Genomic DNA, 22223 nt, shown 5'->3' on the forward strand with positions numbered 1-22223 from the left:
GGCCCATTTGCGTGTTATTGGCTCAGGCAGATTACTCGTCAAGATGAGCGCTGTTCCGTGGCGCCGCGTCGGGGTTGCGTGAATACAGACGCGACAGCGGCGCCGCGGATGCGCCATGAACCATAATTGACGCGAAAATCAATGCGCTTGCCGCATGCCAGTAGAGCGGATCGTGCAAATGGCTGTGCGCGAGCGCGGCATAGTAGATCGCGGCGATGCCCAGCGGGCCGAACCAGCCAAGGTAGAGGGAGTCGTGGGAATTGAGCGAATTACGCCAGGCGACTGAAGCCAACATGACCACCGGCGGTCGCCGCAACAGCAGAACCAGCACAGCCGCTGCTACCAGCGGCCACCCCAGCGTAGTCCACTCGTGCAAGGGAAGGGCAATACCGAAAATCACGAACATCGGCAGCGTGAACAGTTTTGCCACTGCCTCCTGAATGTTCTCCTCCTCTTGCTCGTCGTGCTTTTCGCTAGAGAGGTTGAAGGCCAGCCCCGCTGCGAATACCGCTAGTACGCCATCTGTTTGCAGTAGCTTGGCGAGGCCCAGCGTTAGCAGCGAGAAAGCCACGGTGTAACCCAGCAGTGAAGAGCTGGCTACCAGCTTCTTGTGCTCGGAAAAGGCCAGCAGCTTGGCTGCTGCGAAACCCACCACTGCACCCATGAGCGCGGCGCCACCGATCCCTATCAATACAGACTCGATGAGCCAACGCGACCAGGCCTGATCAGGCGCATGGCTGAGCATGAGGATTGGCAGCATGATAAAGGCGTAGGCCAAGCCGTCGTTGGCTCCGGATTCAGCTGACAGGGTGTCGCGCAGGCGCAAGGGCAAATGCTTCTTGGCGAACTTGCCGGTAACGATCGAGCTGGCGACTACCGGGTCGGTGGGTGTGATCACCGCGCCCAGCAGCAGGGCCGCCCATAGCGACAAACCCAGCAGCCAACCGGCCAGCATAGATGACACCATCCACATACCGAGCATGACGAAGCTCAGCAAAAGCATGACGGGCTTGAACATGGTCTTGAGCGCCGTTCTTTGCAGACGCAGTGCAACACCCATTAGCCCGATCGCTAGGGTAAGCCGCGCCGCTTGCTCAAGAATGCTGAAGGTGTCGCCCCAGCGTGCAAGATCGAGCCAACTTAAACCGTAGGGACCGACAGCAAGGCCGACCAGCACGGCGAGCGCCGGCTCGGATACGGGGCTACGCTTGATCAGCGTCGACAGCAAGGCGATACAGACAGCAACGCCGCCCATGATGACAAGTGCAACGTTCAGCTGGGACATGAAGGCTCCGAATTCGCAGTACCTCTACTGCGAGGGGGGCAATGACTAAATGTTCCCGCTAGCGGCCTGCGCGTTTCATGCACGCCAGATGGCGATCATTGACCCTATTTGCAAACCAGGCCGTGGTCAGGTTGCGTGTGATCTTCGGACTCTCCAGGCGAATTCCGGGCAGCATCGCGCGGGGCAGTGGCTTTCCGGCACGCTTTTCAGCCAACGCGAACACGCGTTCATACAAGGTGGTTTTCTCGAATCCGTGCGTATCGCCGCGTTCCAGTGCGTTGCGAATGGCTGTCTCGGTCATGTCGAGCTTGCCCGCCAGCGAGCGAACCGCACGTTCGGTCTGGCCGGCTTTGCTGCTGCCATGAATGATCAAATCGCCATCGAGGGTCAGCTTGATGCCACTGGCGCGGCTGACTGCGGCCTGGAAGGCGGCGTTGCGGCTGGCATACCAGCCGGCGTTGAAGTCAGCGAAGCGGTACAGCGGCTTGGTGTAACTCGCCGGATAATCCAGCAGATGCGCAATGCCGAAATACATACCGCCGCGGCGGGTGAACACCTCGTCTCTGATAGATCCTTCTCGACGATAGGGATAGTCTCGCGCACGGTCTTCAGCGAAGGCGATGCTGACTTGCATTGGGCCACCGGTCTTGACCGGGTTGAGCGTGCCGAACAGTTGCTTGCCGAGCGGCATGATGCCGAGGAAATCATCAAAAATGGCGCTCAGTTGCTCTTCGGTGCGCACCGCTGCAAGTCGCTGGCTGTACGTCTTGCCGTTGGGGGATTCAACGTCCAGGGCTGCATCTACGATGAAGCGCGGGACATGAAGTCGGGACGCGCGCCGGTAGATCTCTTCGCGGGCGATTTTCGCCAGCCCCGGGACCGGTGGCGTCGCCTGAAAGGTAGATTCCTGCACCGTGACGGCTAGGACGGCGCAGAGGTTTTCATCAGTCGGCGGGATAGCCAGCGCATCGAATGCAGCGTAGATGTCGGTGGCCCAGCCATGGCGATTCGGAATGCTGCTAGGGATTAGCCGGACGATTTTGGCGCGGACTTCGTCCGGCCTGGGCGCCGGCACGTCTGGTTTTTGCGTGCCGCAGCCGGCCAGGCTCAGCAGCAAGGCGCTGGCGAGCGTAACGGCGGGCCGGCGCGTGGCTCGACTGGATAGGGTCTGCAGGTTCGCGTGCGAGTCGGCGATCGAACCCAGTCGCTTGAAGGACTGAAAAATCATGCGGTCTCATCTGGATATGTTGTCCCAATTTCGACAGCAAAACAGACGCAGCCGTTCTGCTGTCGCTGAGCCACTGACGCGACAACGGGTGAACTTGTTTGGCCCGCGCTGTCCGAAAACTGATAAGCCGCCGGGTGTACCGGCGACGCCTACCTTAGACGAGCACCTGACTTCATGAGCGAATCGCACTTCGACGTTCGGCGACTCGAACGCTACGACAGCACCACCCGTGAATACATGCTGGCCATCATCACCGATGAGGATCACGCGTCCCAGGTCGAATTGGATGGCGGCCAGATCGCTTGGAGGTCGACCCTGCGCCACGATCGGTTGCTCCGTGACGTTGATCTGCAGACGGGCAAAGCACGCTTCCGTTTCGAGGACATTCCGGAGCACGAGGGCGGCGAGTTCCAGCTTGTCAGTCTCATCGCCGAGGGTGGCCGCGGTGCCGAATTTTCCGAACTGGTCATGTTCGGCAAACGCTTGGTCACCTTCGACGACCGCACCGGTTTGGTCTGCGAGATCCGCGACCAGAACCAGTTGGTGCCCCGAAACATCCTCATGACCGGCAGCGGTGATGAGGCGTTCAAGGGTTTCAAAGCGGAGTGGGCCACGCTCTATTACGACCAATTGGTGGTCGGCAGCCACGGCAAGAAGGCGCCGGAGGAATGGGTAAAGCTGCTCGACCGCCAATACGCCGTACAAAGCGTGAATTGGTCGGATCGCTATCAACGTATCCGCGAAGCGGTCGGCGTTGGGCCGGACGGTTATGTCATTCACGAAGCGGCCGAATGGCATCCGTATCGCCGCGAATGGCTTTTCTTCCCTCGCAAAATCTCGACTGAACCATTCGACGAGGCGATCGATGAGCGGGAGCGTGGCGCCAACACATTGATCATTGCCAACGAAGACTTCAGCCAGATCCGAACCCTTGAAATTGGCCAGCGTATCCCAGAACGCGGAATCTCATCCTTCAAGATCCTGCCGGGCTATCCGAATGAGTGCGTTGGCCTGAAAAGCGTCGAGATTGGTGATCGGACCGAGAGCTACCTGTTCTGCTTCAACCTCGACGGTGAGGTGCTACAGGACGACATCTTTATCGGCGACTACAAGTGTGAGGGGCTGGAAATTCTCTAAAAAACCGCGCCTGCCGGTGTTCGAACGGCCACGGCATGGAGAAAAAAAGAAAGGGTTGCCGATCGGATGATCCGATTTCAGCTACGCTGAGGTTCCGTACCCGCCGTTATAGAATCATGCATCAGCACCTCCTTGCCCCGTCTCGTTCAGCATCAGGTTCCAGCTTCTGGCGCGACGAGGCGCTGCCGTTCATCGAGTCGCGCAGCGTGGAAGACGGCCGCCGCGTCTGTTATGCGCGGCACAGCCACGAAACCTTCTCCATCGGGCTGATCGACAGTGGCGCCAGCACCTACATCAACGGCGACCGTGAGTGCCGCATCGAAGCCGGTACGCTGGTGCTGATGAACCCCGGAGACGTACACGCCTGCAACCCTATCCACAACCAGCCATGGGCGTATCGCATGCTTTATGTCGATGCTGGCTGGCTGAGCGAACTGCAAGACGAATTGGGCATGGGTGGCGCCGGCTTTCGCTGCTTCGCCCCAATAATGACGCATGATCGGCTGCTACAGTCGGGCTTTCGCTGCCTTCACGCGGTACTTATCGACGGTAACGCCGACCTGATGCAAAAGGAAGCGGCCACCGTATCGTTCTTCTCTCAGCTACACGAGCGGCTGGGACTCGAAAAGAGCGTTCCTCTGAACGACTTGAAACTGCAGCGCGCCGCCGAGTTCATCGCCGACAACTATCAGCGCTCCCTCAAACTGGACGAAATCAGTTTGATGGCAGGCATCTCACCGTCGGGTCTCATTCGCGCCTTCAAGAAGCATTTCGGGATGACCCCGCATGCTTATCTGACCAACCGGCGCGTGCAGTTCGCCCGCGCCGAGCTGCGGCGGGGCCGGCCTATTGCAGATGTGGCGCTGGCTGCGGGTTTTGCCGACCAGGCGCACCTGCAGCGCGCTTTCAAGCAACTGCTTGCCGCCACGCCCGGACACTACCGGAGCCTAAGCTCAGGCATGCGCTACGAAACCCGTCAGGTCAACAACAGGTAAGCCGCGCAGGCGACCAGCAACGCAGCCATTACCCGGTTGAACAGCCGTACCCGTGCCGGCTCGTTGAGATAATGCCGAAGAAATGTACCGGCATATGCCCAGCAGGCCAGCGAGGCATAGCAAATCACGAAGTAAATCGCGGCGAAGCGCCATACCGAAGGCGCGTCGCCCGCTGATGCGAACAGCCCCATGCCCGCAACCGAGGCCAGCCAGGCCTTGGGATTGAGCCACTGCATGGTTGCGCCATACAGCATCGTCGGTTGCAACGCGGGCTTGTCTGCATTCAAGCGACCATCGTCCGCTGCCAACCGAAACGCCATGTACAGCAGAAACGCCACGCCGGCCAGCTTGATCGAATCGGTCAGCCAAGGCCAATGATCGAGCAGTTCGTTCAGACCCAGCCCGATTAGTAACAACAACAGCGTGAAGCCAAGGGTAGCGCCGCTCACGTGACGCATGGCTGGCCGTAAGCCGAACTGCGCCCCGGCGCTGAGCGCGACGATGTTGACTGGGCCGGGCGAAATGGAGGACGCCAGCGCAAAAGCGGCCATGGAGAGTAGTAGGCTCATCGAAACTCCTGGATTCTTGCAGAGAAGACGGCCTGAAGATAGGAGTTGGCGGAGCGCGTGTATTGAAGGAAATGCGCGACTGCCTGCGCAACAGTTGGGGCCCGGCAGCGAATGACGGCTCCCTAGTTATTTCGCGCGACCCATATCACGATCCGCCTCTGCACCTTCGAGCATCAGGGTAGTTTCTTCAACCCGTAAGAAACGCCCTTTGGAATCCAGTTTTGCGAACAGGTACACCTCCTGCACGACGTGCGTGCCATCGCGTTTTGTAACGTAGACACGATGGCGGTCGGCGTAGCGTGCGCCGTCGCGCAATTCATCCAGCACTTCAATGCGGGCCGATGCTATGACCTCACGCAATTTGCGGGCGTGCTGGCAAAACGCCGCGCGGTCGTCCCAGTGCCCATTGGTTCGCTGTCGATATTCTGGGCTGAAATGACGATCAAGCACATCTTCAAGCGGGCGGTGAGGGTGATTGAGGATGTCATCCAGAGCGGAGCGAATGTTGGTCGGTTGCATGTGGATTTCTGCCTGTTAGTGGAAGCAACACTGTAGGCAGCCAAAGATGGCGCTGGTACGGTATGTAAGCCATTTAATGTAAGTTTGAAGCCAAGCATGTCTCAGCCGATGATTTTGCCGACATCAGCCTCTTCCTCCGATGGTCCGCTGTTGAGGGCCACAATGCGTCTATCCTCCAGCGTGCGGGTAACAGGGCGCCATCGCCATGCTCGAGGGCAATTGTTGGGCTCGACGCAAGGGCTGTTGACAGTCGATGCTGGAGATAGCCGCTGGGTGGTGCCTGCCAGTCATTCCGTCTGGATACCGCCGGGTGTGCCGCATGAGGTTCGTTCGCATGGGCCCTTTTCAGGCTGGAGTCTGTACGTGGCACCGACCGTTTGCGCCGAGCTGCACAGCGAGCCCTGCGTCCTAACAGTCTCGGGTCTGCTGCGCGAGGCCGTTGCGCGAGCCGCCTCCTGGACCACCGATGCGCTCGATGCGACGCAGTCTCGGCTGGCAGGCGTGATTTTCGACGAAATTCGTTCGGCTCCGCACGTGGCTCTTAGCCTGCCCATGCCGCGGGACACACGCGTGCGCAGGATTGCTCAAGCCCTGGTCGAACGGCCTGATGACGACCGGCGATTGAAGGAGTGGGGTGATTGGGCGGGCGTTGCGCCACGGACACTGACCCGCCTGTTTATCACCGAAACCGGGTTTACGTTCACTGAATGGCGCCAGCGTGTGCGCTTGTCGAAAGCGTTGGAGATGCTAGCCACTGGTAGATCGGTGACTGCGATCGCGCTGGACCTCGGCTATGACAATGTAAGCGCTTTCATTGCCTTGTTCCGCCGTGTGTTCGGCGTCACGCCGGGCCGGTATTGATGGAAGCCCCTGCGCTATGCAGCGCTAGGTCGGAGGGGCGACAGTCGGCGCGGAACTTGCTGTGCCGGCATGCCAGCGCAGTAGCAGCCGGTAGCGATTCGCTGACGATGCGTGATGAAGGCCTTGATGATGCGGTAAAACTCGCCCGGTTTGTTGCAGTCCAAGGCCTGCCTTCGCTGTGGAGGCATTGCACGCCAAGCGTGCTTCACCCGAGGGAGACCCGATGGCTATCATTGACTTACTGATCAGCGACTGCGATGGCGTGATCGTCGACAGCGAAATCATCAGCCACCGCGTGCTGTTCGAGGCACTGAGCCTTCACGTTCCGGCCGAACGCCTGCATGAAGCGCTGGAGGGTACTTTCGGCCTAACGGTCCCCAGCATCATCGATCTGATCGAAAAACGCTTCGGCCTTACATTGCCAGCAAGCTTCGACAGCGACCTTCGTCAGCAATCGGAGAAGGTGGTCGCCGAGGAGGTGCAGGCCATTCCCGGCGTCCGAGAGGCGCTGATGTCGATCGATTTGCCATTGGCGGTGGCGTCCAACAGCCGGCGACATAATGTCGAGTCGTCACTGCGCCGCGCCGGCTTGACCGAGCGAGTCGCCGGCAACATTTTCTGTGCAGAGATGGTTCGTTCGCCGAAGCCTGCGCCGGATGTCTATCTTCTGGCGGCGGAGCGGATGGGGGTTGCGCCAGGGCGCTGCCTGGTCGTAGAGGACAGCCCAACCGGTGTGCTGGCGGCGCGTACCGCAGGGATGCAGGTAATCGGTTTTACCGGGGCCAGCCACATTCCTGCCGGGCATGGTCAGGCGTTGCGGGAAATGGGCGTTTCGGCGGTCATCAATGACATGCGCGACCTGCCGGCAACGGTGGCCAGCCTAGTGGCTGACTAAGGTGCAGACCGGCTATACGAAGATTCCAGCAAAGTCACGCAACGGTCCTCCGACGTGCTTGTCTGTACTGAAACAGACGTAGTGCGAGCGACAAATGATCGAGCGTTGGAAGTGGTTTCTCATCCGCATCAGCAAGCGACCCTGGTTCCGGGCCAGCTTGTATTCAGTGTTGGGGATTGCTACCGCGCTGGTAGCGCTGGTAGCGGCTCCGTACATTCCTGATGACGTACCGACCAAGATCGGTTCCGATGCGGTCGACAATATTCTCGGTGTGTTGGCATCCAGCATGCTTGCCGTCACCACCTTCTCCCTGAGCATTATGGTGGCGGCTTACGGCTCGGCAACGAACAACGTTACGCCGCGCGCCATTTCCCTGTTGGTCGAAGACCCAACCACACAGAACACGCTTTCAACCTTTGTCGGCTCGTTCATTTTCAGCCTGGTCGGCATCATCGCTTTGAGTACCGGCCTTTATGGCGACAATGGCCGCGTAGTGCTGTTCGCCGCCACGATCCTCGTGGTCATTCTGGTGCTCTACGCACTGTTGCGCTGGATCGATCAGTTGTCGGGGCTGGGCCGCGTTGCGGAGACTACGGCCAGGGTCGAGAAGGCGGCGACCCAGGCGCTGTGCCAACGAATGGAGCAGCCGTTTCTGGGGGGACGGCCGCTGGAAGTGGATCCAAAGGTCTTGCCGGGCGCACGCCCTCTGTACCCCGACAAGATTGGTTTCGTGCAGCACATCGACATGCCTGCGCTGGGCGAACTGACCAAGGCGGAAGAGCGCGCGGTCTATGTCTGCGTATTGCCAGGGATATTCGTCGAGCCGTCGCAACCCATCGCCTGGTCGGTGGGGATTGCTGAGGACTGTGACGGCGCGCTGCGCGATGCTTTTGTGATTGGCGCGCAGCGCACCTTCGACCGAGACCCCCGGTACGGCATTATCGTCCTGGCCGAGGTCGCGTCCCGGGCGCTGTCGCCAGGCATCAACGACCAGGGCACAGCGGTTGACGTCATCGGCCGGGGCGTCCGGGTACTGTCTCACCTGTCCAGGCCAACGCCGCCAGAAGAACCGACGTTCGATCGTGTCTTCGCGCCGGGGCTGAGCGTAGAGCACATGCTCGATGATTTCTTTACGCCCATCGCGCGCGATGGCGCCGCCATCGTCGAGGTGTGTATACGACTGCAGCAGGCCCTTGCGTCACTGGGACGACTTGGGGATGCAGCCGTTGCCTTGGCGGCGAACCGACATGCGGAGATGGCACTCAAACGTGCGGAGGCGGCGTTGACGGTGCCAGATGACTACCGGCGTGTGTGTCAAGCTGCAAACGCAGCGGGGCTGCTGGAAACCGCGGACTAGAGGGGCAGACTGGTTTTGGGGATCATGGATCTGCTTGGGACCCTGGCAAAACCTTACTTTTCCTTTACGCCCGCTACACACCAAGCTGACTGTCTTCGGCGTAAAGTCTGGATCAGGCTGACGGAACAGCTAGCTCCTTTGGGTGGGTTTGCCGCAACGCGGCTGTCGGCTTAGAGTCAGCCATTGTGCATGCGGCAACCCGCTGCTTTTTTGACCAGGAATCGGCTGTGGCGCGAGACCGGTCGTGTTCAACCCATTCTTTCATCGTGGAGAGACCAGTCACTATGATTCTTCGTAGAAACTTTCTGGCTGCAGTGGCCGGCGTAGCGCTGTTTGGACAGACGCTACTCGCCCATGCCGACCTGCCAGATTTCACCCCGCTTGTAGAGGACGCATCGCCTGCGGTGGTGAATATCAGCACCAAGCAGAAGCAGCCGATGCGCGGCAACGCGCAAGCCCAAATGCCTGATCTTGAAGGCATCCCACCCATGTTCCGTGAATTTTTCGAGCGTGGAATGCCGCAGCAACCCGAGCGTCGCCGCGAAGCGCAGTCGCTGGGTTCAGGTTTCATCATTTCCGAAGACGGTTACGTTCTGACCAACAACCACGTTGTCGCTGACGCTGAAGAAATCATGGTGCGCCTGCCGGATCGTAGCGAGATGCAAGCCAAGCTGGTGGGTGCCGACCCGCGCAGCGACGTGGCTTTGCTGAAAATCGAAGGGGATGGTCTGCCAACCGTCAAGATTGGCAGTTCAGAGGAGTTGAAAGCAGGCGAATGGGTCGTCGCGATTGGCTCCCCGTTCGGTTTCGACCATACCGTTACAGCAGGTGTGGTCAGTGCCAAAGGTCGCAGTCTGCCGAACGAGAGCTATGTGCCGTTCATCCAGACTGACGTGGCGATCAACCCGGGTAACTCAGGCGGTCCGCTGTTCAACCTGGAAGGCGAAGTTGTAGGCATCAATTCCCAGATCTTCACCCGCTCCGGTGGCTTCATGGGATTGTCGTTTGCCATCCCGATTGACGTTGCCATGGACGTGGCTAACCAGTTGCGTGAAGACGGCAAGGTCAGCCGCGGGTGGCTTGGCGTGGTCATTCAGGAAGTGAACAAGGATCTGGCCGAGTCGTTCGGGCTTGATCGTCCCGCTGGTGCGCTGGTCGCACAAGTCATGGATGGCGGCCCGGCAGCGAAGGGCGGCCTGAAAGTCGGCGACGTGATCCTGAGCGTCAATGGCAAGTCGATCGACATGTCCGGTGATCTGCCGCACCTGGTAGGCGCAATGAAGCCAGGCAGCAAAGCCAGGCTTGAAGTGGTGCGTGATGGCCAGCGCAAGACGCTGAACATCGACATCGGTGCGCTGCCGGAGGATGGCGACGTACTGGCCTCCGCAGAGGGTCCGAGCGCCAAGACTCAAAGCAACAATCGCCTGGGTGTTTCGGTAACCGAGCTCACTGACGCGCAACGCCAGGCGCTGGAAATCTCCGGCGGCGTGGTGATCAGCGACATCAGCCAGGGCCCCGCAGCGATGATCGGTCTGCGTCCGGGTGACGTCATCACTCACTTGAACAACGAGGCGATCGATTCGGTGAAGAAATTCAGCCAGGTGGTAAAAGACCTGCCGAAGAACCGCTCCGTATCGATGCGTGTACTGCGTGAAGGTCGCGCCAGCTTCATCACCTTCAAACTGCCGAAGTAACCCGTCGGCAAGCAAAACGAGAGGCCCGCCTTGTGCGGGCCTTTTTGCGTCTGGACCCTATTCAAAGATGACTTCGCTTTGATGCGCGGGCGGCGAATCGGATTAACTCCGAACTCCAGCATCGGCTGGCAGCTCCATATGGTTTGGATGAACCGAGGAGGTTGCTATGAACCCGTCTTTAACGTTGGGGTTGCTCTTGCTGTCGGCTGTGGCGATAGCTGCGCCGTTGGAGTTGGAGCGTGAGCTGAACGAGCTGCGTGTCGATGTGGAGGTGAGTGAACTGGACACCTATACCGAGCCTGGAATCGAGTCTGGGCGCGTGCAGGTGCTTATCACCAATCACGAGCGCTTCAAGGTGGCGTGCCAGCTGCATCCAGGCGAGACCGAAGCGTCTCCTGGTCTGGATAGCACGCCAATCACCATCATCGCGCCCGAAGGGCGGCGTGCGCTAACGATGAGCGGCGAGTACGGTGACTCGACACTCAACGCGCTGTTGACCTGTATTCGCGACGAATGAGTGCGCCGGGTATGGTCAGACGGGTGCCTGACCGAACCCGCATGCGGCTAAAGTCATCAACTGCCCAATGCTCACTTCATCCGGATCGCTTAAGCTACAGCGCTTCGCTTGTTTGATATCAATGTATAGACGTTTCTGAAACTCTGCCAAGCGGAGCACCGGGGGTAGGAATATCTTGACTGAGGCGAATGGCGCCAGGCCGGTGCGGTCCGTACCGTTGCGCAGCCGGCTGCTGACGATTGCGCTGGCCGGGATCTTGCCACTTGCCCTGGTGGCGGGGCTGGGTCTGCTGTCAATCGTCAATGAGCAGAAAGCGCTAGCCAAGCAGCGCAGCCTGGAAGCAACGCGCCTTGCCGCGACAGCGGTCGAGGTCGAGCTGAGTCGATCGCTGAATGTGCTGCAAGCGCTGTCACAATCGCCGCTTCTGGACCGTGGAGATATCGATACCTTTGCTGACATGGTTCGACGTGTGCTGCCCTCCGTTCCGAGCTGGCATGCGCTGCTGGTGATCAGCATCGACGGCCAAGTACTACGGCGAGTCTCGCTGCACAATTCGCCAGATTCCCCGACGATGGCCGATCCTCAAAGTTTCACCGACTTTATGCGTTCAGCCGACTTGCAGGTCGGCAATATGGCACAGGGGCCAAGTGGTGCGTGGGGCATGCCCTTGCGGGTGCCAGTCCAGGTCGGATCCGAGATCCGTTACGTGCTGACGGCGGTGGTTAAACCCCAAGCCATCGCCGATGTAATCAACAACCGCAGGCTACCGCCAGGCTGGGTCAATACCGTTATTGACGGTAATGGCGTACGTATTGCTCGGTCGCTGCGCCACGAGGAAACGCTGGGTCAACCTGCTTCGCCTTCACTTGCGCAACTGCTGGCCGAGGACCCAAGCGAAGAAGGCATGGGCGTCTCCACAACGATGGAAGGAACTGTAGCCTATACATCGTTTGTAAGGTTGCAGCCATCCGGGTGGGTCATAGCCACCGGCGTACCCACGGAGGTGGTGGAGGCGGGCGCGGCGCGGGCGTACACCTTGTATGGCGGGGGCTTGCTGTTGTCTCTGCTGTTTGCAGTGTCTGCAGCGCTATTCGCCACCCGCAGCATCAACGTCCCGATGCGACATCTGCGACGCGCTGCGCAGGCGATCGGCCAAGGCCAGATGGTGCAGGCGCCTGACAGCGAGATTGTTGAGATTCGAGAGGTTGGGCGCGCACTAGAACGCGCAGCGCGGGCTCGCTATGAGAGCGAGTCCGAGCGTGATGCCACCTTGTTCCAGCTGGAGCTGACGCAGCAGGACCTGACCCAGCAGGTGAGCGACCTGAAGCTGGTGCAGGACCTCAGTCGCCGGCTGCTGCAGATGCCTGAGTTAGACGTTCAACTGGACGCCATCCTCGATGCGCTCTGCACGCTCCACGGCGCGTCCCACGGGTTGTTGATGATCAGTGATGGGCCGTCCCTGCGTATTCATGCTTCGAAGGGCTTCTCAGCCGATTCATTGGCGAAAATGGATAACCTGCAGCCTGGCAATGGCCCCTGCGGCATGGCAGTGGAAAAAGGGTCACGTGTTGTAGTGGCTGACACCGAAACTGACCCAGGCTTCTATGAGCTACTCCCCATATCGCGTAGCGAGGGGTTTCGCTCGGTCCATAGCACGCCCATTCGTCATAGCGATGACAGTGTGCTTGGGACCATCACGGTGCAGCTCAAAGAGCCTCGGTTGCCTACCGAGCGGGAGATTCGACTGGCCGATCTTGTTGCTGGAATCGCTGCGGTGTTCATCGACCGGGCGCGGGCGCAATCGAAGGTCGGCATGCTTGAGCGACGCCTGCAGGTGGCGCTGGATTCGTCCACGGTGCCCTTTGCAATCGTCTCGCCTGCGAATGATGGTACGGTGCAACCGAACGATTTCATTATCGACTTCATCAACGCAACCGGCGCCGCCGCCTTGCAGGGCACGGTTTCTGGCTTGATGAAACGTCGCCTGGCAGAGGTGCTGGGTCCAAGCGCCAACCCACAAGCCGTTGAGGCCTTGCAAGACGTCAGTCGCTTCCGGGAGCCTCGTGATGTGGAGCTGCGAAGCACTGCGTTTGAAAAGGATCGCTGGGTTCGGATGGTCGCAACACCCTTCGAAAACAGTATCGCTGTGTGGTTTGCTGATATCACTGATGCCAAGCATCAGGAGGCGGCGATCCTTGAGTCGGACCGGCGCAAGGATGAGTTTCTCGCCACCCTTGCACATGAGTTGCGCAATCCGCTCGCGCCGATTCGCCTGGCTGCCGGCATTTTCGGTTCGCCAGGCGCCTCGGAAGCGCAAAAGTCCCGTAGTCAGCAGATCATCGAGCGGCAGGTGCGACATATGGCGCTGTTGCTCGACGATCTATTCGACATCTCACGCATCACTCTCGGTAAGTTGGTCCTGCGCAAGGAGCGGCTGGACCTGCGCAAGGTCATCGAGGCCGCCATCGAAACCACTCGGGTGAAGATCGAGACGAAGCAGCATCAGTTGGTTGTGAACCTGCCGGAAACACCAATCCTGGTCGACGCGGATCCGTTACGCCTCGAACAGATCCTGACGAACCTTCTCAATAATGCAGCGAAGTTCACGCCTAACGGCGGGTGTATTCGCATCACGGCGACACGGGATGGCGACAGCGCCATGGTATCGGTCAGCGATAACGGCCTCGGGATCGCGCGGGAAAACCTGAGGGTGATCTTCGAGCGATTTGCCCAGGTGCCGATTGCAGGCAGCCAGATCAATACCGGCCTTGGGATCGGCCTGGCGCTGGCCAAGGGCCTGGCGAAGCTGCACGAGGCGGACTTACGGGTGCGCAGTGAAGGGTTGGGGCAGGGCGCCGAGTTCAATCTGACCCTGCCGGTTCTTTCTGAAGGCGCGCTCGATACGAGTTCCAATACTCACCAGGGCGTCACGCTGAACAAGCGGAGAATCCTACTGGCCGACGACAACCGTGATATCGCTGAGACCATGGCTGAAATACTCCGGCTCGAAGGCCATGAGGTGCATGTCGCCTTCGATGGCATCGAGGCGCTCGAGCGTTACCAGCACGTCGATCCGGAAGTCGTATTGCTGGATGTCGGCATGCCGGGGCTGCGCGGTGACGAGGTGGCACGGATGATTCGTGCCCAGTCGGACTCCGTAAGGCTTATCGCCATCACGGGCTGGGGGCAGCCGAGCGACAAGGCTAGCGCGGTGTCTGCGGGCTTCGATATACACATGACCAAGCCAGTGGACATTTCCCGGCTGATCGACGTGGTGGGCGAATGATGTAATTACATGCCGGGGCTATCTTCCGCCTGGCAACTGCTGTAAAAAGCGATTCGCTTCGGCACTGCGTGCGCTTTATTCCGTGCAATGCGACAAGAATGGTGGCGCTGCGGTAGATGTACGACTTGGTGAAGGATTTCCCTGGCACGCAGCCTGCCTAAGTTTTACCTGCCGGATGCTGTTAGCTGAAGGCAGTGATGTGGTATCGGGAGAGACTGTGCGGCCACGCCGTCACAGCGCCGAAGGAGCAACCGCCCCGGAAACTCTCAGGCAAAAGGACCGTTACCACCGGTGAACTCTGAAGAGCCGTCGGGCCGTCGTCGCCCGCCGCACCGAAGGAGCAAGCGAGCCGAGCTCGTGAATCTCTCAGGTCCAGGACAGAGGGGGCGCTTGATCCGCGTGACGCGGACGGGCTCTAACCTGTGACGTTCTGGAATTGCACGATGAAGAAGATTGCTGTTGTGGGTGGTGGTATTACCGGTATCACCACCGCCTATGCGCTGGCCAAGCGCGGTTTCTCCGTAACCCTGTTCGAAAAGCACCGCTACGCGGCGATGGAGACCTCGTTCGCTAACGGTGGCCAACTGTCCGCTTCGAATGCTGAGGTCTGGACCCATTGGTCGACCATCCTCAAAGGCATCAAGTGGATGCTCAAGAGCGATGCGCCGTTGCTGGTCAATCCCAAGCCCAGCTGGCACAAGCTGTCCTGGTTCGCCGAGTTCATCGGCTCCATCCCGCAATATCGTCAGAACACCATCGAAACGGCTCGCATGGCTATCGCCGCGCGCGTGCACCTGTTCGCCTGGGCCGAGGAGGAGGGTATCGACTTCGATCTGAAGAAGGCCGGCATTCTCCACATCTACCGCGACAAAGCCGGGTTTGACCATGCCGGCAAGGTGTCCGCATTGCTGGCTGACGGCGGATTGCCCCGTCGCAGTGTGACGCCGGATGAAATGCGCGCCATCGAGCCAACCCTGGCAGGCCAGTATTACGGTGGCTATTTCACCGAGTGCGACTCTACCGGCGACATTCATATGTTCACCCATGGTCTGGCTGCGGCGGCCATTCGTCTGGGTGTCGATTGCCGCTACGGTCAGGACGTTCGCCGGGTTGCGACCGATGGCCAGGGTGCCAGCGTAACAATCGGAGTGCCAGGGGGCGAGGAAAGGCTACAGTTCGACGCCATCGTTGTATGCGCCGGAACCGCGAGTCGCGAGCTGGCTGCACAACTGGGTGATCGGGTGAACATCTACCCGGTCAAAGGCTATTCGATCACGGTCAACCTCAAGGACGAGGCGAGCCGTGCCGCTGCGCCCACCGTTAGCCTGTTGGATGACGAAACCAAGCTGGTCACCAGCCGCCTTGGCGACAGCCGCCTGCGCGTGGCCGGCACTGCCGAGTTCAACGGTTATAACCGTGATATCCGTGCGGACCGGATTCGGCCGCTGGTGGATTGGGTCGCAGAATGCTTTCCGGGCGTCAGTACCCAGAGCGTGGTGCCCTGGGCGGGCCTGCGCCCGATGATGCCGAACATGATGCCCAAGATCGGCCGTGGTCGCTCACCGTGTGTGTTCTACAACACCGGTCATGGCCATCTTGGCTGGACACTTTGCGCCATTACAGCCGACATGCTGGGCGACGTAGTGAGCGATACGATGGGCGCTACGGTGCCGAGAGCGACTGTTGCTCGTTCCGCTCACGCCTGATCAGGCTCGGCAAAGTTATCCGGAAGCGGTGGCGACATCGTCAGTCAGCCATCGCGACGGGTCACCGTCGCGATGGCCTGCATCAGCGCCGCCTGGGAGAAAGGCTTGGACAGCAGCGGCAGCTGTTCCGCGGCGGTACCCGCAGGGATTTCGGCGTAGCCACTGACCAGCAGAATCGGCAGGTCCGGCAGTACCCGGCGCACTTCGAGCGCCAACTGCGCACCTGTCATCTTTGGCATGGCGTGATCGGTGATCAGCAGATCAAATCGGTTCTCGCTTAGCAGCTCCAGCGCTTGCGCGGCGGAATGGGCAGTGGTGACCTGATATCCCTCATCACGCAGCATTTCGGCGGTGTTGAACAACACCAGTACGTCGTCATCTACAGCAAGAATGTTGAGTCGGGCGGGGTCTGCTAACACGGGCCCCTCCCGATCAGCTTCGAGCGGTTGCAGCAACAGGCTGTCCTCAATGGCCGGTAACCATATCTGCGCGGTCGTACCTACCCCCACTTCACTGCGAAGTATCAGCGCGCCGCCGGACTGCTGGGCGAAGCCGTGCACGATGGAAAGCCCGAGCCCTGTCCCCTTGCCAACACCCTTGGTGGTAAAGAAGGGTTCGGTGGCGCGCTTGAGCGTGGCTTCGTCCATGCCTTCGCCCTCATCGGTTACCGACAGGCACAGGTATTCGCCCGGCGCGATGCCATGTTGACCTTCCGAGCGCTGATGGTGAGCGCTGATGATCAAGGTCCCCTGTCCGCAGATGGCATCACGGCCGTTCAGCGCAAGGTTGAGCAATGCAGTCTGCAGCTGATTGGGGTCGGCCTCGATCTCTGGCAATTTCGGGGCGACGCAGGTTTCGATGGTTACCGTCGGATCAAGCGAGCGCTCCAGCAGTTCGGTCATCTCAGCAATCAATCTGCCGGGCTGGATGCGTTCGGCCAGCAGATCCTGCTTGCGGGCGAAGGTCAGCATTCGACGCGTCAGCGAAGCACCACGCTCGGCGCCAATCCGCGCATTGTCAATGAGCCGCAGCAGGGATGAGTCTTCCGGCACACGTTTGCGAAGCAGTTCGAGGTTACCCATTACCGCCGTCAGCAGATTATTGAAGTCGTGCGCAATGCCACCGGTCAGGTTACCCAGCGCCTCCATTTTCTGCGCTTGCTGCAAGGCCTGCTCAGCCTCCAATCGTGCGGTGCTGTCTACGGCCTCCGGCACGATGCCGACGACCGAGCCGGCTTCATCCAAAACCGGCCTGATGGAAAAGTCGAACGACCGTGTCCCTTTTGGAAGCTGCAGTCGCATGCTCAGGTTATCGCTATTGCCTTCGCTGGCTGAGGCCACGCAAGCCATGACCATGCTGTGCATGCCGGGGGTGTGCCTGAACCAGGGGGTATCCCAGAACGCCTCACCGACCACGTCCGGTGCCGTGGCGTCAATCCCGGTGAGAGAGGTGGGATTGGCGTAAACGACGGTTCCGTCGGTACTCAATAGCCACTGGTACAGGTGCGAGCTGGCCGCAACGGTACGAATCTGCGCCTCGCTCTGTGCGAGCGCAGCGGTACGCTCGGCCACCTGGCGTTCGAGTTCATGGCGAAAGCGTTGCTCAGCCAGTCGAACGGCGGCCTCGGAGCGTACGCGCTCGATATGGGCCCAGGAACGCTCCGTTACCTCGGTGAGCAGGGCCAGCTCTTCTGCCGTCCAGACCCTTGGCTTGGTGTCATGGATGGCCATCAGCGCGGTGAGTTTGCCTTCCTTGATCAGGGGTAGGCAGATCGTGGCCGCAAGGTCGAGACGAATGAACGTGTTCGCCTCATGGGCGGGCAATTGTCTCGCCGTGTCGTTGAGGACAAGTGGCTGGCCTGCAGATAGATTGGTCACGGCGAGCTGCCCGAAAGCGGCGAGGCTGTAATGACCAACGATGCCGTGCGCGCCAGGAGCAGCCCAGTTGCCACGGATCGTAAAGCCGTCTTCATCCGGGTCCATGTCAGCGTACGCGCAGACGGAGACGCCAAGGTGTTCGCCGAGCAGCCGAGTTGTGGTGGCAAGAATAGTGTCAGCGTCAGTGCTGGCCGCTGTGGCCTCGCCCAGTGCGTCCAGAAAGCGCATTCGACGTTCTGCCAGCGCGCGCTGTGTGACGTCGTGCCCCTGTATGAAAATTCCGGTGACAGTGCCTTGGTTGTTGATAACGGGCTGGAAGACAAAATCCAGGATATAGGTTTCCTCGGCTTCCGGCGTGTGCAAGATGTTCAATTCGACAGAGCTGCCGACATAGGCAACGCCGGTCCGGTAGACCTGATCGAGCAACTCGACGAACCCTTGCCGAGCGATTTCAGGGAGCGCATCGCGCACCGGTATACCGATGAGTTCCCGGTTGCCGATCAGGTTGACGTAGGCAGGGTTTGCCATTTCGTAGCGGTGCTCCGGACCGCTCAGCATGGCCATGATACCGGGCGCCTGTTGGAACAGCAGGGTCAGTCTGTGCTTTTCGGCGAGTAAGTGACGTTCCGCTTTGACGCGTTCGGTCGTCTCTACAACGAAGGCGATAACCCCAGCGGGCTGCCCCGACTCGTCCAGCACCGGTGAGTAGTCCAGGTTCATCCAGACCTGTTCAGGCTGGCCATTGCGGAGCAAGGTCAGCTCCTGGTCCCGGTAGGCGAGGGTCCCGCCCGCCAGGCAGACCCTCATGACGCGGTCATTGAACTCTGCCACCTCTGGCCAGCCCGCCCTCACTTCCGAGCCGAGGAGCTTGGGGTGTCTACCTGCAGCGAACACCGAATACGCATCGTTGTAGAGCATGATGCCCTTGGTTCCCCATAGCAGGACGATGGGGACGGGCGATGACAACAACATCGAAGTGATGGTTTTCAGGCTTTGCGGCCATTGTTCCGGAGGGCCGAGTTCTGTGCGAGACCAGTCGTGAGCGCGGATGAGTTCGCCCAGCTTGCCGCCTTCGATGGGAAAGGCGGCTTGGCGAACGGCAGCGGGCGCCGTGGGAACTTCTGCTGTCATCGACGGGTTCGTTTTAGATTCGAAAGGAGAAAGAAATACTGGCCTGTTGCCTGCAGTCTACGCTGCAGAGGAATCGGCTGGTTAGCGAAACACGTTGAAAACCGGTGTCTGCAAACGCTTTGATTGCAGCGAGCCGGCAAAGTTGGGCGTGTCCCTGCTGTTTGTGCGAGGCTTCACGTTCAATCGTCGCGGGTAAGCACTTCGAGCAGCTCGATTTCGAACATCAGATTCGAGTTCGGTTTGATGTGTTCACCGATCTGACGATCGCCATAGGCGAGATGGGCGGGCACAAAGAGCTTTCGTTTACCGCCGACTTTCATGCCCATCAGGCCGATATCCCAGCCCTTGATTACCCGACCCGTTCCGATCACGCACTGGAAGGGTTTGCCCCGGTCATAGGAAGAGTCGAAGGTAGTGCCGTCATCAAGCTGACCGTGATAGTGGGTGGTAATCAACGCGCCTTTGACGACGGCCTTTCCGTCGCCGAGCTGGATGTCTTCGATCTGTAATTCGTCGCTCATCGTCTCTCTCGATCATGTGGGCTAGACCAGTACCTGGCGGGTACTGGCAATGAGTTGGTGCACTTGTTTTTCCACTTGGGGCGAGGTGGGCGATTCCGGGCCGCGACCCCGTGGACAAGGCAGGCTGGGCGTTGTACCGAACAACCGACAGATCAGCGGGCGTTCGTCATAGACCTCGCAGCCGTCGGGGCCCAAATGCACACAGTTCCACTGTTCCAGTGCGGCGCCATGTTCCGCAGCGCTTTTATGAGGCAGCCGGGCCATTTCCTCCGATGAGGCGGTAACAGGGCCGCAGCAGTCATGGCAGCCTGGCTCACAGGCAAAGCCCGGGATGCGTCGGCGGAGGTGATCTATCGTGCGGTCGGTACAGCTCATACGCGGTGCTTCAGCCAAAGGGGGGCGCATGGTAGCGCCCCGCGCGGGCCGTGCCTGCCCCCCGCTATGTTATTGGGCGTCGATGATGTCGTCCCAGTCGTGATGCTTGTTCACATACGCAGCCACGAACTCGCAGACCGGCACGATGCGCTTGCCGCTTTGACGCGTATCTTCCAGTGCTTCGCGGACCAGCTTGCTACCCATTCCCTTACCCTCAAGGCTCGGGTCAACCTCGGTGTGGGTAAAGATCCTACGTTGCCCGTCATCCTGATAGCCGGCCATACCCAGCTGTTCGCCCCCGACCTCGAGTACGTAACGTTGCTCGGTTTCGTCATGGCGCACGTTGGCGTTGGTGTCGTTCATCGATAAACCCTCCGGTTTGTTCGGGCAGTATCAAGCTGCCGGTAGAGTGGACGTTATGAAGCCGTTTGGTCGGCTGGCTAGAGCGCATCGACCAAGCGTTTGCCCAGCTCTGTTCCGCGCGCCAGGGCTTCTTCGTAGCTGCGGTAGTGTTGCGTGTGGTCCACGCTCACCGGGACGATGATCTCGAAACCCTTGACCACTTCCGCGCCAACGGCCCAGAGCGTTTCGCCAAAGGTTTCGTATTCATAGCCGGTTAGGTGCACGATCACGTCATGGTCTCGGTAGGCCAGTCGGTGGCTATGCGGAATTTGGTGATCGCTGCCGTCGGGGATGTGCGCTGGCGTATCGAAATACGGTTGTTCGGCGTCCGGTTTGACTGCCTTGGTCATCGCTGGGCCTCCGCTGTGTTGTCTAGCTTGGGCCGGGTCTTGGCATGCATCGTTCCGTCAGGACCGAAGCGCGCGACGGGCGCATCACTCAGCAGGGCGTGCCATCCCCTGTTAACGGGTGCGGACGCCTTGACTGCAGGGACACCCAAGGTGCGCCTGCCGCCATGACAAGAGCAGTGCCGCGCCAGACAGAAATAGACCGTCAGGTTCTGCAAATACGCAGAGTATTTCTGGACTGCTGCGTATTGCTCTCCTGGTTGATCCGGCTAGGATCGGGTCCTGGCTTGCCAAACGGATCAAAGCTCATGGCTCAACGCGACATTGTAATAGTCGGCGCGGTGCGCACGGCGATTGGCTCTTTTGGCGGCGGGCTGAAGGATGTCGACCTGATTTCTCTCGCCACTACTGCCTGTCGCGGCGCACTGGAGCGCTCTGGTACGCCGCCCGATGCGGTCGGCCACGTCGTCATGGGCAATGTCATACCCACCGAACCACGGGATGGCTACCTGGCGCGCGTCGCTGCGGTCGACGCCGGCATCCCGTTGAAGACGCCCGCATTCAATGTCAATCGCTTGTGCGGCTCTGGCCTGCAGGCCGTCATTTCAGCGGCGCAGGCGATTCTGCTGGGCGATACCGATGTGGCGATCGCTGGCGGCGCTGAAAGCATGAGCCGCGGGCCGTTCATCCTGCCGAACATGCGGTGGGGCGCACGGTTGGGGGACGGTCAGGCGATCGACTATATGAACACGCTCTTGCATGACCCTTGGGGCAAATTCCATATGGGCGTGACGGCCGAAAACGTGGCCGAGCGCTACGGCATCAGCCGTAAGCAGCAAGATGAGCTGGCGCTGGAAAGCCAGCAACGCGCGGCGCGAGCGGTGGAGGACGGTCGTTTCCGCGGTCAGATCGTCCCGGTGGCCGTCACGACTCGCAAGGGGAGCGTTCTATTCGATACCGACGAGCACCTTCGCTCAGACCTGACCGCTGAGCGACTCGCCGCGTTGAAACCAGTCTTCCGCAAGGAGAACGGCACCGTGACAGCCGGTAACGCCTCCGGTCTGAACGATGGTGCCGCTGCGCTGGTACTTGCAGAGGCTGGTCGAGCCCAAGCGTTGGGACTCAAGCCCATGGCTCGGTTGGTCGGGTATGCCCATGCGGGTGTAGACCCGGCGTACATGGGAATAGGGCCTGTGCCTGCGGTGCGCATGGTGCTGGAGCGCACGGGGCTCAGTCTGGAGGATATGGACCTGATCGAGGCCAACGAGGCCTTTGCTGCCCAGGCCTGCGCCGTGATGAAAGAGTTGGGCATGGACCCGGCGAAGGTCAATCCGAATGGCTCTGGCATATCGCTTGGGCATCCGGTGGGTGCGACCGGCGCGATCATCTCCGTCAAAGCGGTGCATGAGCTGCAGCGCATCCAGGGTCGCTACGCGCTGGTCACCATGTGCATTGGCGGCGGACAGGGTATCGCGGCGGTATTCGAGCGCGTCTGATCAGTGCTATGCGGACATCTCGTCG

At 60.1% G+C, this 22223-nt stretch carries 19 protein-coding genes and 2 riboswitches; of the genes, 10 read left to right on the forward strand and 9 right to left on the reverse strand.

Features of this window, described 5'->3' with window-relative positions; genetic code table 11:
* Positions 1-31: 31 nt before the first annotated feature.
* Positions 32-1285, reverse strand: coding sequence for a cation:proton antiporter domain-containing protein (locus tag JQR87_RS08770; RefSeq protein ID WP_407290866.1), 1254 nt, complete (start codon positions 1283-1285; stop codon positions 32-34).
* A 58-nt stretch (positions 1286-1343) separates the two neighbouring features.
* Positions 1344-2513: a DUF1615 domain-containing protein gene (locus JQR87_RS08775; RefSeq protein WP_407290865.1), complete on the reverse strand. Its 1170-nt coding sequence runs from the start codon at positions 2511-2513 to the stop codon at positions 1344-1346.
* A gap of 174 nt (positions 2514-2687) precedes the next feature.
* Here JQR87_RS08775 and JQR87_RS08780 point away from each other — a divergent pair, with 174 nt between their 5' ends.
* A complete protein-coding gene (locus JQR87_RS08780) occupies positions 2688-3650 on the forward strand; it encodes a hypothetical protein (RefSeq protein WP_407290863.1) in 963 nt (320 codons plus the stop codon).
* Between the two features lie 116 nt (positions 3651-3766).
* Complete coding sequence (locus JQR87_RS08785; protein ID WP_407290861.1) at positions 3767-4645, forward strand: helix-turn-helix domain-containing protein; 879 nt, start codon at positions 3767-3769, stop codon at positions 4643-4645.
* Here the strand turns inward: JQR87_RS08785 and JQR87_RS08790 are convergent.
* Positions 4627-5214, reverse strand: coding sequence for a LysE family translocator (locus JQR87_RS08790; RefSeq protein ID WP_407290859.1), 588 nt, complete (start codon positions 5212-5214; stop codon positions 4627-4629). The two genes, JQR87_RS08785 and JQR87_RS08790, sit on opposite strands and share 19 nt — an antisense overlap.
* Positions 5215-5340: 126 nt before the next feature.
* Positions 5341-5733 (reverse strand): hypothetical protein, encoded by a 393-nt coding sequence (locus tag JQR87_RS08795; RefSeq protein ID WP_407290856.1) that lies wholly within the window; start codon positions 5731-5733, stop codon positions 5341-5343.
* A 162-nt stretch (positions 5734-5895) separates the two neighbouring features.
* Between JQR87_RS08795 and JQR87_RS08800 the strand changes: the two genes are divergently transcribed.
* The 7 genes from JQR87_RS08800 (at position 5896) to JQR87_RS08830 (ending at position 16049) form a co-directional block, all read left to right on the forward strand.
* Positions 5896-6594, forward strand: coding sequence for an AraC family transcriptional regulator (locus JQR87_RS08800; protein WP_407290854.1), 699 nt, complete (start codon positions 5896-5898; stop codon positions 6592-6594).
* 223 nt (positions 6595-6817) lie between these two features.
* Positions 6818-7489, forward strand: coding sequence for an HAD family hydrolase (locus tag JQR87_RS08805; protein ID WP_407290853.1), 672 nt, complete (start codon positions 6818-6820; stop codon positions 7487-7489).
* Between the two features lie 94 nt (positions 7490-7583).
* Entirely contained in the window at positions 7584-8846 is a 1263-nt protein-coding gene (locus tag JQR87_RS08810) for a DUF2254 domain-containing protein (protein WP_407290851.1), read from the forward strand.
* A 284-nt stretch (positions 8847-9130) separates the two neighbouring features.
* Positions 9131-10540, forward strand: a complete 1410-nt coding sequence (locus tag JQR87_RS08815) for a DegQ family serine endoprotease (protein WP_407290849.1) — start codon at positions 9131-9133, stop codon at positions 10538-10540.
* Positions 10541-10706: 166 nt separating this feature from the next.
* On the forward strand, positions 10707-11057 hold the full coding sequence (locus tag JQR87_RS08820) for a hypothetical protein (RefSeq protein ID WP_407290848.1): 351 nt from the start codon (positions 10707-10709) through the stop codon (positions 11055-11057).
* 175 nt (positions 11058-11232) lie between these two features.
* Positions 11233-14343 (forward strand): ATP-binding protein, encoded by a 3111-nt coding sequence (locus tag JQR87_RS08825; protein WP_407290847.1) that lies wholly within the window; start codon positions 11233-11235, stop codon positions 14341-14343.
* A 196-nt stretch (positions 14344-14539) separates the two neighbouring features.
* A riboswitch (glycine riboswitch) is annotated at positions 14540-14635 on the forward strand.
* 4 nt (positions 14636-14639) lie between these two features.
* Positions 14640-14726, forward strand: a riboswitch (glycine riboswitch).
* A 60-nt stretch (positions 14727-14786) separates the two neighbouring features.
* Positions 14787-16049, forward strand: a complete 1263-nt coding sequence (locus tag JQR87_RS08830; RefSeq protein ID WP_407290846.1) for a D-amino acid dehydrogenase — start codon at positions 14787-14789, stop codon at positions 16047-16049.
* 44 nt (positions 16050-16093) lie between these two features.
* Here the strand turns inward: JQR87_RS08830 and JQR87_RS08835 are convergent, their stop codons facing one another.
* The 5 genes from JQR87_RS08835 to JQR87_RS08855 all read right to left on the reverse strand — a co-directional run bounded on the left by JQR87_RS08835 (position 16094) and on the right by JQR87_RS08855 (position 20705).
* Complete coding sequence (locus JQR87_RS08835; protein WP_407290844.1) at positions 16094-19057, reverse strand: PAS domain-containing protein; 2964 nt, start codon at positions 19055-19057, stop codon at positions 16094-16096.
* 179 nt (positions 19058-19236) lie between these two features.
* A complete protein-coding gene (locus JQR87_RS08840; protein ID WP_407290843.1) occupies positions 19237-19578 on the reverse strand; it encodes an FKBP-type peptidyl-prolyl cis-trans isomerase in 342 nt (113 codons plus the stop codon).
* Positions 19579-19599: 21 nt separating this feature from the next.
* Complete coding sequence (locus tag JQR87_RS08845; protein ID WP_407297771.1) at positions 19600-19953, reverse strand: YkgJ family cysteine cluster protein; 354 nt, start codon at positions 19951-19953, stop codon at positions 19600-19602.
* 69 nt (positions 19954-20022) lie between these two features.
* A complete protein-coding gene (locus JQR87_RS08850; protein ID WP_407290840.1) occupies positions 20023-20316 on the reverse strand; it encodes a GNAT family N-acetyltransferase in 294 nt (97 codons plus the stop codon).
* Positions 20317-20393: 77 nt separating this feature from the next.
* Positions 20394-20705 (reverse strand): hypothetical protein, encoded by a 312-nt coding sequence (locus JQR87_RS08855; RefSeq protein WP_407290839.1) that lies wholly within the window; start codon positions 20703-20705, stop codon positions 20394-20396.
* Between the two features lie 305 nt (positions 20706-21010).
* Between JQR87_RS08855 and JQR87_RS08860 the strand changes: the two genes are divergently transcribed.
* Positions 21011-22198, forward strand: coding sequence for an acetyl-CoA C-acyltransferase family protein (locus JQR87_RS08860; RefSeq protein WP_407290838.1), 1188 nt, complete (start codon positions 21011-21013; stop codon positions 22196-22198).
* Positions 22199-22223: the final 25 nt, after the last annotated feature.

Origin of the sequence: Stutzerimonas stutzeri, from assembly GCF_051028275.1 — a bacterium.
In the GTDB taxonomy this organism is placed as follows: domain Bacteria; phylum Pseudomonadota; class Gammaproteobacteria; order Pseudomonadales; family Pseudomonadaceae; genus Stutzerimonas; species Stutzerimonas stutzeri_AS.